At 44.6% G+C, this 15,876-nt stretch carries 9 protein-coding genes; 2 read left to right on the top strand and 7 right to left on the bottom strand.

The features are described 5' to 3' along the window. Positions 1 to 107: 107 nt before the first annotated feature. A complete protein-coding gene (gene nhaD, locus ONT08_RS12500; protein WP_264960085.1) occupies positions 108 to 1,478 on the bottom strand; it encodes a sodium:proton antiporter NhaD in 1,371 nt (456 codons plus the stop codon). A 536-nt stretch (positions 1,479 to 2,014) separates the two neighbouring features. Here nhaD and ONT08_RS12495 point away from each other — a divergent pair. Then, entirely contained in the window at positions 2,015 to 2,932 is a 918-nt protein-coding gene (locus ONT08_RS12495; RefSeq protein ID WP_264960084.1) for a hypothetical protein, read from the top strand. Between the two features lie 280 nt (positions 2,933 to 3,212). Here ONT08_RS12495 and ONT08_RS12490 read toward each other — a convergent pair whose 3' ends face one another. From ONT08_RS12490 to ONT08_RS12470, 5 genes are all read right to left on the bottom strand, one after another. Then, a complete protein-coding gene (locus ONT08_RS12490; RefSeq protein WP_006848442.1) occupies positions 3,213 to 3,530 on the bottom strand; it encodes a helix-turn-helix domain-containing protein in 318 nt (105 codons plus the stop codon). Between the two features lie 162 nt (positions 3,531 to 3,692). Continuing rightward, positions 3,693 to 5,420, bottom strand: coding sequence for an alpha-amylase family glycosyl hydrolase (locus ONT08_RS12485; RefSeq protein WP_264960083.1), 1,728 nt, complete (start codon positions 5,418 to 5,420; stop codon positions 3,693 to 3,695). 68 nt (positions 5,421 to 5,488) lie between these two features. After that, positions 5,489 to 7,591 carry a glycoside hydrolase family 97 protein gene (locus ONT08_RS12480; protein WP_264960082.1) on the bottom strand — a complete coding sequence of 701 codons (2,103 nt, stop codon included), beginning with the start codon at positions 7,589 to 7,591 and terminating at the stop codon, positions 5,489 to 5,491. Between the two features lie 104 nt (positions 7,592 to 7,695). Beyond that, complete coding sequence (locus ONT08_RS12475; protein ID WP_264960081.1) at positions 7,696 to 9,423, bottom strand: RagB/SusD family nutrient uptake outer membrane protein; 1,728 nt, start codon at positions 9,421 to 9,423, stop codon at positions 7,696 to 7,698. 71 nt (positions 9,424 to 9,494) lie between these two features. Continuing rightward, a complete protein-coding gene (locus ONT08_RS12470; protein WP_264960080.1) occupies positions 9,495 to 12,470 on the bottom strand; it encodes a SusC/RagA family TonB-linked outer membrane protein in 2,976 nt (991 codons plus the stop codon). Between the two features lie 227 nt (positions 12,471 to 12,697). On the opposite strand from ONT08_RS12470, the gene ONT08_RS12465 reads away from it, so the two are divergent. Next, a complete protein-coding gene (locus ONT08_RS12465) occupies positions 12,698 to 14,335 on the top strand; it encodes a DUF6377 domain-containing protein (RefSeq protein WP_264960079.1) in 1,638 nt (545 codons plus the stop codon). Between the two features lie 36 nt (positions 14,336 to 14,371). On the opposite strand, the gene ONT08_RS12460 is transcribed toward ONT08_RS12465, so the two are convergent. Then, positions 14,372 to 15,661: an ATP-binding protein gene (locus ONT08_RS12460; RefSeq protein WP_264960078.1), complete on the bottom strand. Its 1,290-nt coding sequence runs from the start codon at positions 15,659 to 15,661 to the stop codon at positions 14,372 to 14,374. Positions 15,662 to 15,876: the final 215 nt, after the last annotated feature.

Genomic DNA, 15,876 nt, shown 5'->3' with positions numbered 1-15,876 from the left:
TCTTATTATCTATCAAGTCTTTAAGTCGATATTTTCAATAGAAAATGAGACTTTGAGACTTTTTTCTCAAAAAAAACTTTTTCACGTAAGAGAAAAAGTATTATCCTTTAGATAGCATAAAGGAAGGTGCGGATGAACCAGTAGCTGATGATACCTGCGAGATAACCTACGAAAGCTATCCAGGAGATATGCTTCATATACCAGCCGAAGGTTATCTTCTCCAAGCCCATTACTACCACACCAGCGGCACTACCGATAATCAGCATTGAACCACCGACACCGGCACAGTAGGCCAGCAACTGCCAGAAGACACCATCCACAGCCATATCACCAGCAGCAGCCACAGGATACATTCCCATACAGCCGGCTACCAGAGGCACATTGTCAACAATACTTGAAAGCACACCGATGATACCAGTTACGAGGTAGTGGTTGCCATCGAATACGACGTTCAAGCCCTGACCCAAAGCAGTCAATACGCCAATCTCAGCCAGGCAGGAAACAGCCATCAGAATACCGAGGAAGAAGAGGATGGTACTCATATCAACACGAGAAAGCAACTTGGTTACTCGCTTCTGAGTGCCCTCGGCATCAGCTCCACGATGCAAACCGCGATAGAAAATTTCGGTAGCAGTCCAGAGAACGCCCAATACCAGGAGGATTCCTACGAATGGAGGCAAGTGGGTGATACTCTTGAAGATAGGCACGAAGATCAAACCGCCTACTCCCAACCAGAACACAGCCTTGCGCTGACCTTCGGTGAAATCGCTGACCGATGCATTCTGCTGGGCAGAAACCTCAGGCATCACGAGTTCGCCCTTCAACATGGTCTGAAGGATGAGGGCAGGAATCACCATGGAAACCACAGACGGGATGAAGATTTCGGCGATAACGCCGGCAGCAGTAATCAATCCCTTGTTCCAGAGCATGATGGTGGTAACGTCGCCGATTGGTGAGAAAGCACCACCCGAATTGGCTGCGATGATGACGAGGGATGCATAAACCATGCGATCCTTGTGGTCGGTGACGAGCTTTCGGAGAATCATGATCATCACGATACTGGTGGTCAGATTGTCGAGGATTGCAGAGAGGAAGAAGGTAAGGACAGCGATACGCCAGAGGAGCGCACGCTTCGACTTGGTCTTCATCACCTTGCGAACCCAGTTGAATCCGCCGTTCTGGTCAACGATTTCCACGATAGTCATCGCACCCATCAGGAAGAAGAGTGTTGTGGCGGTATCGCCCAGATGTTCCTGAATGATTCCGGTCACCTTCTCCACCATTCCAGCAGCACCGCCTGTATAGTCAGGGTGCATCAACTGGAGATACTGCATTGGATCCACCATGTAGAGGGTCCAACAACCTACCAACATCAACAAGGCTATCGCAGCCTTGTTAACCTTTGTCAAGCTTTCGGTAGCAATGAGAGCATAGCCGAGCACGAAAACGACAATAATAGAAATTGTAAGTGTAGTCATTACTTCTTATTTATTATTAGATATTTTTCCTTTATGTATGATTTGGTACCCACAATTGCCAAACGGCTGCAAAGATACAAAAAGAAAAGCAATAACCACACGATTCCTTATTATAATTATATGAAATCGTTTACTTACTTACAGTTTTAACCTAAATAATAACAGATTTCGCCCTGTATGGTTGAGGCATTTCATATATTTACACATGCTTGTTGAATTCGCGGACATCAGTATAACTAGTAAAAAGTTAATTAGTAATAAAGTTCTTACTAATATATCTCTTACCCAAAAGATTATTACTACCTTTGCATTACATAAAACATGTAACATAAAACATGAAATAGCTATAAAACGTTATGGAACAGCTGAATAACTCATTTGTTATCTACGGATATAAATCTACAAATACAATGGCAGCTATATCATCTACGACCGCTTCTTCGGGATGTGGTTGAGGAAGAACTGCGCAGCCTCCCTGTAGAAGCAACAGCTCATATAAACACATCATTAAGTATTCTTTTTAAAGCATCATCAATATGAAACATCATCATTATATGAAATATCTGTTTGTGCTTCTCCTCTTCCTTCCTACCAGTCTCATGGCACAGAACAAGGAAGAGAAGATGCCTGGACATATCACAAAAATACAGAAACTGGAGGATGTGAACGTAACAGGGAATCGTCCTCACTTCATCAGACTCAAGGGATATTATCGCAGTTACCAGACCAACGACTCTGTAATGAAATACTTCAACGACGGCATCGTGGAGTATTACATCAACCTGAAGAATGGAAAGACGGATCTCAATGCCTATTCCAAAAGAAATCTTCACAACAGCCGACTCGTTTCCGAAGACAAAAAGCGAGCATTCATGGTCAGCGACAAAGGAACCTTCCGACCTTGGCCGGAAGAGAAGACACTTATTGAGCAATATCGAAAGAAATATCAGCTGAAAGATTCTCTGGGTACCCAACTCATTCAGCTTAATCAGCAGACAATAGGCAGTATTCAAACGGACAGCACCCGGAACATCTGTCAGATAGAAATCAACCAGCTTCCTACCTACAAGAATCTGACGCACCAGCTTTTCGGTTATACCCAGACAGATATCTACGACCATGTGGTGGAAGCCTATCAGATAAGTCCTGAAGATTACTATTCCTTCAAGGACCTGCTCTTCCAGAAATCTGACAACAGCTATCTTTTCTCTCATAAGAAAGACAAGCAGCAGCAACTCATCCATGTGATTACCGAGCTATATATCACGGAAAAGGAGTATGTAGAAAAGAAGCAATCCATCAAACCGGATTCTTCTACTCCCAAAGAATCAGCTGCCGCCATTACCGATTTCTGCATCAGAAACAAGATACCTTCTTTGCCTGAAGCAACAGAGCAGGAGATGCAGCAGTTGACTCCCTATAATCCTGCAAACATGAAAGAAATAAAGGAGTAAGGGGGCTAAAAATATTGCCTGATGAAATCGCTTACTTACGGATTTCTTCCAAAACCCGTTCAATTTTGCGTATCCAGTGCTCATCGATTTCCACTTTTTCGGCATAAGACTTGAAATTCATCACTACGTCTTCCACTTCTTCTATGATACTAGAAGCATTTCTGATATCCTGTCTTTGTGCAAAAAGCATCAAATCCTGCTTCGTTATATTCTTTCGCTTGCCAAGAACCGTAAGTTCATGGTTACGATAGAAATGCGAATCAGGATCACCTGCACAACATTATCTTTCATGTCTTACCCTTTCCTTCTTTTCATTCATTTTCTTCACTTGGCTAGGCAACATTGGCAGCGGCGGCAAGAGTTTCTCTGCTTCCTGCAGGAATCCAATGCTCCTCAACAGAGAAAGAATAGTGCCAAAACCTATGTTCTTAGCTTCGCCTTTTTCAAACTGGCTAATGGTGAAAATGCTCACACCAGCCTTTACAGCCACCTCTTTCTGAGTGAGATTGCTGAACAGACGATATTGCTTGAATCGTCCTCCTAATTCAGATATAATCTCAGAATTAGACTTTGCCTCTATACCATATTCCGTAATCATGCTGCAAATATAGTTATTTCTTTATTTATCGCCAAATATCGGGTTAAATATTTAAATATCTTTAGTTATTAAAAAGAAAAATCGGTATAAAAAATCCGCACAGCCCAGAGAGCCATGCGGATTCTGATATTTAATAAAGCTAGCAATAATCATGTTCACAGGTTACTTAGCCACCTTGAATACGGCGGCACTAATGCCTGAAGCCTTGATAGCATCGGTCTTCTTGCCTGATTTATATACAACCTTGCCTGTAGAAAGAACAGAAACTGCCTTGCCACCTACAGAGCTGATGTTGAGAGAGGCTGCCTTGGCACCAGGATTCACGACAACAACATACTTCTCATCACCCAAAGTGCGCTCATATACCATCGGATATTCCTGATTCTTCTGGTTCAAAAGCTTCCAATCTCCCTCATTGTCAAGAGCCTTGGCTGAATGACGCAAAGCGGTCAGCTTACGGGTATATGACAACAGAGAATTCTGATCTCCCTGCTGAGCTTCAACGGTCAACTTTCCGTTTTCCGTATCTACAGGGAAGTAGAGTTTATCAGGCGCACTCGTTGAGAAGCCGGCATTCTTGCCCTTGGTCCACTGCATCGGAGTGCGAGTACCAGAGCGCTCATTGCTACCCTCCTTGTTAGGGAGATTCATCTGATACTTCATACCAATCTCATCACCATAATAGATAAACGGAATACCAGGCATGGTGAGGAAGAAGGTCATCGCCACCTTCAACTGGTCTGGCGTATTGCGGGTACCGATATTAGGGCGCTGGTAATCGTGGTTGGCAGATGGTACAGCGATGTAGCCGAGATTCTTGGTGGCATTATATGCCTTGGTATAGTTCTCGCTAAATTCCTTAAGCGAACCCTTGCCCTGCTTGTCGAAATAGCAGTTCTGATAGCTCTGCTCCCATTTGCCCCATGGAGTCTTGCGGTCGAAGAACAGAGAGGCATAGCCCTTAAGACCGAAATGGATGTAGAAATCGATGTTGAAGCCGGCAGGAATGGCTTGCTGCGGATTAGCCCACTCTGAAATCAGGACGGTCTCAGGATAGTACTTGTCCTTCCATGCACGCATCTCCTTCCAGAGTTTGGAAACCTCCTTCTTGTCGGGGTCGTTCTTGATGAGCGATGACGCCATATCAACACGGAATCCATCCACACCCTTATCAAACCAGAAAGCCATGATGTTACGTATTTCCCTGCGAACAGCCTGTGGGCCAGGTGCATCTACGCTCTGCTCCCAAGGATGATTTGGGTCTGGATGAGCAAAGCCATAGTTCAAGGCAGGCTGGCACTCGAAGAAATTCTTCTCATAATACTTGGCACGAGGAGCATTCGCCTCCACATATCTGCCTCGGGTACTAGACTCCGGACTTGCCTCCTGATGACGGGCTTCTATTTCTTTCTTCTCGCTCTCAGGAATATCGTTCATCCAGATATAATAGTCGCTGTAACGCTGGTTAGGATCTTTCTCGGAAGACTCCTTAAACCAGGCACACTTGGTGCTGGAATGTCCTGCCACCAGGTCGAGACAAACCTTCATGCCACGCTTATGGGCCTCATTGACCAATGTAACCAAATCGGTATTGGTACCGAATCGAGGATCTACCTTGTAGAAATCGATGACATCATAGCCACCATCAAACCATCCCGACTCAAAGATCGGATTGAGCCAGAGGGCGTTCACACCCAGCGACTTGATGTAATCCAACTTGGAAGTGATACCCGGCAGGTCACCAATACCATTGCCATCAGTATCCATATAGGAAGATGGATAAATCTGATAGAAAAGTGCATCACTCAACCAAGCCGGTCCCTTCTTCTGTTCTGCCTGAGCAGAAAGTGTGGTTGCCGCCAAGGCAGCAACCAACAACATTTTATTCATTCTTTTCATGAGCATCATTATTAATTCAAGAAAATTCTCTCTCCAATAATAACTTCAAATCCTGCTTTTTATTGTGCAAGAAGGCTAATTGCGAATCCACCACCTGCAACGGAATTCAACTTCAAGACAGACTTGCTGGTTACAGTCTTCTTGGTGATGACATAAGCCTGAGGATTGGTCTTGTAGTTGGAATTCTTTGCATCCTGATAGATGGTAGCCATATACTTCTTGCCCTTCTCGAGGAAATCGAGCTTTACGGTAGACTGATGAGCCTTCATGCCCGTAACGCCACCGACAAACCAGTTATCAGAACCCTTTGCCTTGCGGGCAGCGGTGATATACTCCATTGGTTCAGCCTCCAGATAGATAGACTTGTCCCAATCTACAGCCACATCCTTGATAAACTGGAAGGCATCCATGTGCTTCTCGTAATTCTCAGGGAAATCGGCAGCCATCTGCAATGGACTGTACATCGTTACATAAAGTGCCAACTGACCGCAGATGGTAGAGTTGCAATGAGAACCATTGGCGCAATCCATTTCAAAGATACCCGGTGTATAATCCATCGGACCACCCTGCAGACGGGTGAAAGGCAAGATGGCGGTATGTCCCGGTTTGGTACCTCCGAAAGCCTGATATTCAGTACCGCGAGCACTCTCGTTGCCAATCAGGTTAGGATAAGTGCGGCAGAGACCGGTAGGACGCACAGCCTCATGGGCATTTACCATGATGTGATAATCGGCAGCACGGGTTACGGCATGCTGATAGTGGTTGATTTCCAACTGACTGTAGTGATGCTCGCCACGAGGGATGATGTTGCCCACATAACCGCTCTTTACAGCATCGTAGCCATAATCCTTCATCAATTGGTAAGCTCTGTCCATATACTTCTCATAGTTCATCACAGAAGAAGAGGTCTCATGATGCATGATGAGCTTCACTCCCTTGGAATGCGCATACTCATTGAGCGCCTTGATGTCGAAATCAGGATATGGAGTCAGGAAATCGAATACCTTTTCCTTCATATAGCCACTCCAGTCTTCCCAACCGATGTTCCATCCTTCTACCAGGACTGCATCGAAACCATGGGCTGCAGCAAAGTCGATGTAACGGCGTACATTGGCATTGTTGGCAGAATGCTTGCCCGATGGCTTGGCATGTACATAGTCGGTTCCATCCAACTTCACGGTAGGATAATCATGGGTATAAGCCCACTCACCCTTACCGGAAATCATCTCCCACCATACACCTACATACTTTACAGGATGAATCCAGGAGGTATCCTTAATCTTGCAAGGCTCATTGAGATTGAGAATCAGGTTGGAAGACAATACCTTGCGAGCATCATTTGTAATGACCATCGTACGCCAAGGGCTCTTGAACGGAGTCTGCACATATCCCTTCATACCCTGTGCATCAGGGGTAAGCCAAGAGGTAAAGGTCATGGTCTTGTCATCCAGGTTCAGATGCATGGCTGGATAATCTACCAGGGCAGCCTCATGCAGGTTGATGTAGATACCGTCATCTGTCTTCAACTGGAGTGAAGTCTGTACACCGGTATCCGAAAAGACGGTCTGTGAGAGATTGCCACTGACAGCAGCATGCAAGGCTGGACGAATGCCAGACAGACGAGTCTTGGTGTATTCATATTCCTGGGTATCGTAATCACCCGGAATCCACCAGGCGGTATGATCGCCCGTCATGGCAAATTCTGTACGCTCTTCCTTGATGGTAAAGTAGTTGAGACTGCCTTTCTGAGGGAACTCATAGCGCAATCCTACTCCATCGTCATAAACACGGAAGCGAACGTTCATATAACTGTCTGTAGAATTCTGCTTCAACTCTACCAGCATATCATTATAATGGTTGCGGATCGACTTGTTCTCTCCCCAAACAGGAGTCCAGGTCTCGTCGAAAGTGGAAGTTTTCTCATCGATAACACTAAAATCGGCAAGCAGGTCCTTGCCATCCTTACCGCCCTTGGCGAGTTTGTAACCCAGACGGCTAGGCTTGATGATGGTCTTGCCCTGATAGGTCACACTATAGGTAGGCACAGTGCCATCCAAGGTGAAGTTCACCTTGATTTGTCCGTTAGGAGAAGTGATGTCTCCTGCATCTGCTGAGATGCCAAAAGCCATCAGAAGGCTTGCGAGCAAAAAGAGTTTTTTCATATTATTTTGTTTTTTGTTTATAATATTCAATACCGAATTCATATAAAATTAAGATTTTCCTTGGTACGCTCCAATGAGAAATGTTTCCTCATTGGAGCTAACCATTACTTGGTATAACCAGGATTCTGGTGGAGTTTCTTGTTCAAGTTGAGCACGGCATAAGGGATAGGATAAACCATGGTATAGCCCTGCGTATCATCATTGTAATCACCTGCAGAAGCATTGTGGGTCACACCCGTGAAGCGGTCTGCAGTAGGCTCTGTAAAGGTACAGAATCTGATCTGATCTTGGCGGCGTACTCCCTCCCAAGCCAGTTCCAGCATACGTTCATCCAGAATGTCATTGAGCGTAAGTTCTGTACGAGGTGTAGCAGCAACACGGCCACGAACCTCATTGACAATTGTGAGAGCTTCAGCCTTATTATCCATACGATACTCAGCCTCAGCCTTCAGGAGCAAGGCATCAGCATAACGCCAGATTACCAGGTCGTTGTTGAAGCTAAACTGCTGGGTAGTGGACTTGTCAAACTCATACTTCTTCATTCTGGCACCGGAACACTTCATGGCATGAGGGTCATCGGTAGCAGTGAAATCTACCTTTACAGCCAATGGCATATACTCAAGATCCTTGCCTGTGGCACCATCCTCTACAGCCTTGCCCGTTTCTTCCATATAATCCTTGTCGGTATAGAAGTTGAGTTTCAGACGAGGGTCCGGATTAGCCGTTCCATAGCCATATACCAGCATCTGCTGCTTGGAAGAGCAGGCTCCATTCCAGCCCTGGTAACCGATGGCACCACCATGGTTGTAATGCAGGGTGCGCACGATGTTGTAATCATCTATCTTATAGTTGACGCAATCATTTGGGCGGGTCCAGATATTCTCCACGGAATTCTGGTTGGCTACGATGAAGTTATCTGCATAGCTAGGCTGCAGGCGGTAACCCAAACTGGCAATCTGGTCGGCACAATAGACTGCTGTTTCCCACGCATTGCGAGTTTCACCATCCAAAGTGATGTTTATATTTTTGCCCATTTCAGAAACAGTCTTTCCCTGCTCCTCGCTGGCAGTAGCCTTGCCGCTCTTGTCTGTTCCTACAAAGGCACTGTAGCTGGTTGGATTGGTATCATCGATGGTATAGACCGGTGCATTGATGGTACACTTAGCCATACACATATATGCCACAGCCTTGGTGATACGGCCATAATATTCACCCTCGTTCTGACTCTTACTGTCTGAAAGATGAGGAATGCATTCAGCCAATTCAGAAGTAACAAACTTGAAGACATCAGAGCGGTTGGACTGATTCACCTCGTTAGCACTCACCTCAGAAGAAACAACCAATGGCACCTGTCCGAAGAGATCCATCACATAGTAATAATAGACAGCACGAAGGGCTCTCAACTCATATACATATCCAGCATACTCCGGATGTTCACCCAGGTACTTGTTGAGTCGGTCGATAGAAGAATTGGCAAGACCGATGACACGATACAGGTTGTTCCACACATCGTTATACTTGCTTACAGACGACTCGAAGTTGTGAAGGAAAATGTTCTGCCAGGCTCCACCATCTACCCAGTCACCCTGGCGACCAGGAATCATACTGGCATCAGAAGAGAACTCCTGGAAGGTATGCACAGAACCACCATCACTTCCATACAATCCATTGCCGATGGAAGAATATACGTTAGCCACTGTGTTTACATATACCAGCTTAGAGGTACTGAAAGCCTCCTTCTCAGAAAACTTGCTTCGTGGAGTCTCATCCAGTGAGCAACTAGCCAGTAATATCGATGAAAGAAGCATCGAGCCTATAATATATTGTTTCATAACTGTAATCCTTTATATATTAATAATGTAATTCTTAATTAGAACTTGTTATCTATTCTATGTGAAAACATTTAGAAATTCACTGAGAGCGACAGAGTATAAGTACGGCTCAGAGGATAGATGTTCTTGTCGTCAACACCCAGATTGTCGCCACTGATGGTTGCAGAGTTGATCATTGGAGTCAAGCCCTTGTAACCCGTGAGAGTACAGATATTGTTGACCGACAACGACAGGTGAATGTTGTTGATGAATTTCCACTTGAGCATATCCTTGGTGAAGGTGTAGCCCAGAGAAGCGTATTCGAAGTTCATATAGTCACCCTTTTCCAACCAGTAGTCAGAAATCTGAACATCATGGATTCCCTTACCATTGTTGAGATGCTGTGCACCGCTCAGGATATTATAGGTTGGGAAATTACTCATATTGTTCAAGGTCATGGAGGTAGCATTGTAAATCTTATGACCGAAAGCACCGTTAAACTGCATAGTCAGATCCCAGTTCTTGTACTTGAAGCCCATATCCCAACCGAGGAAGTACTTAGGGATTGCCTGTCCGCAAACCTTGCGGTCGCCACTGTCACCCGTATCAATGGTACCATTATCATCAAGGTCTTCGATGATATACTGTCCCTTCTCATCGATACCTGTGCAGTGAGGCAGATAGAATACACCTACAGGCTGTCCCTCAATGAGATAGGTTACGCCATTGTTATGCACCAGACCAGCCGCACCTACGGTGGCAACAGAGATATGCTCGCTCGTTGTCATAGGCTGTCCCTTGTAGGTACCGCTCAACTTCTTCAGCTTGTTCTTCTGATAAGAGAAATTCACACCGGAATTGAAGGTAAAGTCCTTTGTCTTGATGATGTCACCTCGAACAGCCAGTTCAAATCCCATATTAGTCATGGTACCCATATTAGCCAACAGACGGTCGTAAGTGAAAGGAGGCACCGGCACCGTATAGGTATAAAGCATATCTGAAGTCTCAGAAGTGTACCAGTCGAAGGTTACGTTGAGACGCTGCTTGAACATCGACAGGTCGAAACCGGCATCAAATGTCTTCTTTACCTCCCACTTCAGATCAGGGTTGCTGTTGGAGGTAACCGCAAAAGTAGTACTTGTTGCGCCGTTGACGGTAGTTACACCATTAGGCTCCATCAGGGCGAGAGAAGTATAAGGATCGATGGCATCCTGATTACCGGTTACACCATATCCTGCACGAATCTTGAAATTGTCTATCTGCTTGATTTTCTTCATCCAAGGCTCATTGCTGATTACCCATGCCAAGGAAGCAGAAGGGAACCAGCCCCACTTCTGACCATTACCCAACTTAGAAGAACCATCAGTACGAACATTGACGGTAGCGATGTATTTGTCAGCCAGCATATAGTTGACACGAGCCATATAAGAACTCAGGGTATATTCGGTGTAGTTAGACTGCAGATTACCCCAGCTCACATTGGCAGCAGCCTTCATGTTATTAAACTTGAAGTAATTGGTATCAAATCCATGTGCCTCCTGTGAGTTCCAGTCGTAGGTGTACTTCTGTCCCTCCATCAGAGCCAAGGCATCAATGTGATGCTTGCCGAAATCCTTGGAGAAATTCACCATGACGTTGCCCATATAGTCCTTGCGGTTGGTATTGGCAATATAAGCCCATCCGTTACCGTTCAGCTTACCCATCTGGATATTGTTAGGAATATAGAACTTATTGTCACGGTTCCAATAATTGTATGATCCAAAGGCACTTACAGTGAGTCCGTCGATGATGTTGACCGTTGCCTTGCCATGAACATTGACAGAGGCATCCTTGTAGAAGTCATCAATATCGAGCAATCCCAGCGGATTCCAGACTTCACTGGCAAGCAAGTCCTCATCCCATTCACCCTTGTCGTTTCTTACATTAGGATAAGTAGGGTTATAGGCTGTAGCAGAATAGAACATCCTGTGCATATCATACTGGATATTGCTATTGCGCTGAGAACCGAATATGCCCAGTTCCAGCTTCAGATGTTTGTCGAAGAGATACTGGGTTCCATCCAGCTTTGCTGTAAAATTCTTCATATCAGAATTCTTCAAGGCACCCTGACGGAGAACGAATCCCAGAGAAGCACGAAGACTGGAAGTGTCTGTACCAGAAGAGAAAGAAATATTATGATTCTGGGTGAGACCCACATTGCGCTCAATCTCCTCAAGGAAATTGGTATCGCCACCCATATCGGTATAGGTCAGACCCAAAGACTTGGCAGTCTCACGATATTCTGAAGCCGACATCAGATCCAGATTCTTATAGACTGTATTGACACCAAACTGGCCATTGTAGCTCAGGCTGGAATAGCCCAACTTGCCCTTGGCTGTGGTAACAACGATGACACCGGAAGCACCACGTGAACCATACTGGGCAGTCTCAGAAGCATCCTTCAGGATGGTGAGACTCTCAATATCGCCAGGAGCCAGGGAATTGAACATCGTCATATCAGCAAAGACGCCATCAATGATAACCAACGGGTCGTTACCACCTGAAAGAGAAGAAGTACCACGAACACGAATGCTTGGCGAACTGGTAGGGTCGCCGCCAGCCTGAGAAATGATAACACCCGCAACCTTACCCTTCAAGGCCTCGGCAGGACTGGTTACCACACCCTTGTTCATATCTTCTTTCTTGATGCGATCAACAGCCCCCGACACCGTGCGCTTGCTGCCCACAGCATAACCAACGACAACCACCTCATCGAGCACCTCGTCGTTTTCTTTCAGCGAAACATTGATAACATGATTTCCTTTTACAGGAATTTCCTGGGTACGGTAGCCCAGATAAGAGAATACCAGGACGGCACCATCCTTAACATTGTCAAGCTTGTAGTTACCATCCAAGTCGGACACTGCACCATTCTTGGTATCTTTCACCAAAATGCTGGCACCTATGACAGGTTCACCTGTAGCATCTAGCACCTGACCCTTAATGGTTGTCTGACCAAGAGCATTAAAAGTAATAAAGCATCCTGCTAACAGCAGACCTACTTTCTTTGAAAGGTTGTTTTTATCCATAATCTATAGGTTTATAACGATTAAAATTGTTTGATGCCGCAAAAATACGTCAAAATTCAATAGGTTGTTGCGATTAGTAGGTTTTTGGTAGATTACCATTATCTACTATCCGATTTATCAGGCTGAATATCAGCAAATTAAAGATTTTCAAAAAAACACGTTAGTAGATGCGAGATTCTGAAAGTTTTTTATTACTTTTGCAGCAGAATCTTTAAAACATAAGAAACATGAGACATTTTATAACTATCGTACTACTGATACTACTACCACTATGCGCAAAAGCAGACAACAGCCAACTCTACAAACAGCTGGATGCTGCCCTGGAAAAACGTGCGCATTATGTAGAAGTAAAAGAGAAAAGTCTGAACGACATCAAGCAGGGTGCCAAATATGTAACCAGCAACGAGGACAAGCTCAAGCTTTACGAGCAACTCGCCAATGGATACAAAGCCTACGAGTATGATTCGGCGATGACTTACGTAAAAAAAGGCCTTGTTCTTGCCCAAAAGAGCAACAACATCTTATATCTTAAAAGATTCCAACTTAGCCAAACCAGCCTGCTTATCACACGTGGATTCTATGCTGAAGCAAAAAACATCATGCAGAAGATAGAACCCAAGGAAGAAGATCCGCTTGACTATCAGTTTCAATACTATTATACACTTTACGGACTATACAACAACTGGTCAACCTATTGTGAAAACAATGAATTCAGCAAGATTTACGACCAGCAGAAAGTGGAATACCTGAAGAAAACATTAGAACTGTCGACAAAGAAAGATGCATTCTATTACTACCTGCTGGGAGAGTTTTACTATTACAGCAATCATTCCAACAATAACAAGACCATCCAATACTACAAAAAAGCACTGAGTATGGAAAAGCCGGACAGCCGTCTCCATGCCATGACCGCCTTTGCCCTATCCGAAGTATACCAGAAAGCCAACAACCAGAAACTGACGGAACATTACCTGCTGGTTGCAGCCATCTCAGACATCACTTCTGCCACAAAAGAAAACGTAGCCCTGCAAAACATCGCACTCTTCATCTACAAACATAAGACCAGAAGTCTGAACAAAGCCCAGGAATACATCAACCTATCCCTGGAAGATGCTTATGCATACAACAACCGGTTGCGCCGCATTGAGATTTCATCCAAATTGCAGATGATTACCAATGCCTATACAGATGACATCAAAACAACTAACAGATTGCTCAACATCGCCCTGTTGGTCATTATCCTGCACCTACTTGGAGTAGGTATTAGCAGTCTGTTCATCCGCAAGAAGAACAGGCTTCTGAAACAAAAGAAAGATGAAATCACAGCCACGTCGGCAAAAATGGAAATTCTAAATGAACAATTGCATCTCATCAACGACGAATTGAAGAATACCAATCAGAAACGCGAGAGATTGGTAAAGGTATATATTGACCTGAGCTATAAGAATATAGAGAGGAACCAAAAGCTACGAACATTGGCAGTAAGAAAGATCAAGGCCAACCAAAGCAAGGAACTGCTGAGTCTCCTCTCTTCCTCATCAAGTACAGAAAGGGAAAACAAGGAGTTTTTGACAGAATTCGACAAGTCTTTCCTAGCTCTGTACCCAACTTTTGTAAACGAACTGAACCAGCAACTCACAGAATCGGCTCACATCCAACTGAAAGAGAATGGAGAAATGCCCCCTATACTTCGTGTGTGTGCCCTGTTACGATTAGGCATCACTGAAAGTTCAAAGATTGCCGGCATTCTGTCTTATTCGCCACAAACCGTATATAACTACCGTTCCATCCTCAAGAACAATACTATAGACAAGGAGCACTTCGAGGAAAACGTACTCAAACTCTGTATGGTTATCGCAGACTGATCGGAGACTAAGAATATTTTTTCTTGATTCGAATCATTACACCCATACTGGCAGCACCTCTATCCTGATGCCATCACGTTCTATCGTTTGCTGCTGATTGAAAGTTAAAATTCTGCATTGCCTGCATCCTGTAAAAACAGAAGCAGCCAGAAGTCCACCTACCTCTCGTTCCAAGTTCTCTTCGTTTAAAGCCCAACATACCTGTATCAACTCCGAAACTCGCTCACCTCGTTGTACTACGAAATCACACTCCTTCTGATCACAGAAATAGGTGATTCTGTCTTCCTCACCCAAACTGCGCTCCAAGTTGAGGTAAACAATGTTTTCAAGAGCCTTGCCGGCATCCTCACTTTCAGGGAGCAACACTGCATTGCGCATGGCAATATCTGCCATATAATACTTGGATGGCGCAGAACTCTGCTTGACTAGCGACTTGGTATATTTCTGCACCTTGCGAAACAAGAAGATATTGCAAGCATAGTCGAGCCACAAATACAAGGAATCCTTGGAAACTTTCAATCCCTGCGACTTTAAGTCATTATAGATGTTGTTGACACTGGTTGGTTTGGTGAGATTGTTCATCACTCGTTTCAAAAAGTATCTCACCACAGTGGAAGATGCTCCGATATGGTAATGCTCCATCATATCACGGAAGAGCATCGTGCTGAAATAAGACTGGAGTATCTTCACTTTCTCCGACCTACTCTTGGCACGCACTACCTCCGGGAATCCACCTTCCTCACAATAATCTCTAAAGGCAGAAGCCATCATTGCCTTGCCTTCTTCGCTATACTTATCTGCCTCAACACCCTTAAAACTCAGATATTCCTCAAAACTCAACGGATACTCACGATATTCATCTGGCCATCCACGCAAAGCGGAAGCCATCTCCTCGGAGAGCATCTTGGCAGTGCTACCCGTGATGAAGATATACTTGCAATAGTTCTTATACACTCTGAGCACAAAGAGTTCCCAACCTTGCACCAGTTGTATCTCGTCAAAAAACATATAGACATCCTGGAGAGGTATCATAGGATACATCTCCCGATAAGCCTGTAAAAGTTCATCGAAATTCTCTGGTGCCATGGAGAGAAAACGCTCATCATCAAAACCGACATAGAGAATGCGCTCCTTAGGCACACCACTTTCCAGCAAACGATTGATAGTCAAGCCTAAAAGCGAGGACTTGCCACAACGGCGGATGCCTGTGACCGTGACGATACGACCTCCATCCAAAGAAAGTTGCATCTCTCTTGCTTGCAAATCCAACGGAAATTCTCGTTGATGCAAGGCTATGATGGATTGAAAAGTATTACGTAATTCCATATCTTCTTTCTTATTTTTGGCGCAAAGATACAAACTTTCCTTCTAAAAAGGAAAGAAATCGGCAATTATTTCCTTTTTAGAAGGAAAGAATCATCAAAAGTTTCCTTGTCTGGAAGGAAATATGGCTCGTAACACCATTGTATCAGTATCGCAAACATCTTTCAATCGGAAAGAAATCGACCTGTAATATAACCATCGTACCTTTGCAAACGAAA

Origin of the sequence: Segatella copri (assembly GCF_026015465.1) — a bacterium.
Taxonomy (GTDB): Bacteria; Bacteroidota; Bacteroidia; order Bacteroidales; family Bacteroidaceae; genus Prevotella; species Prevotella copri_E.
This window is presented reverse-complemented; position numbering and strand designations above follow the sequence as displayed.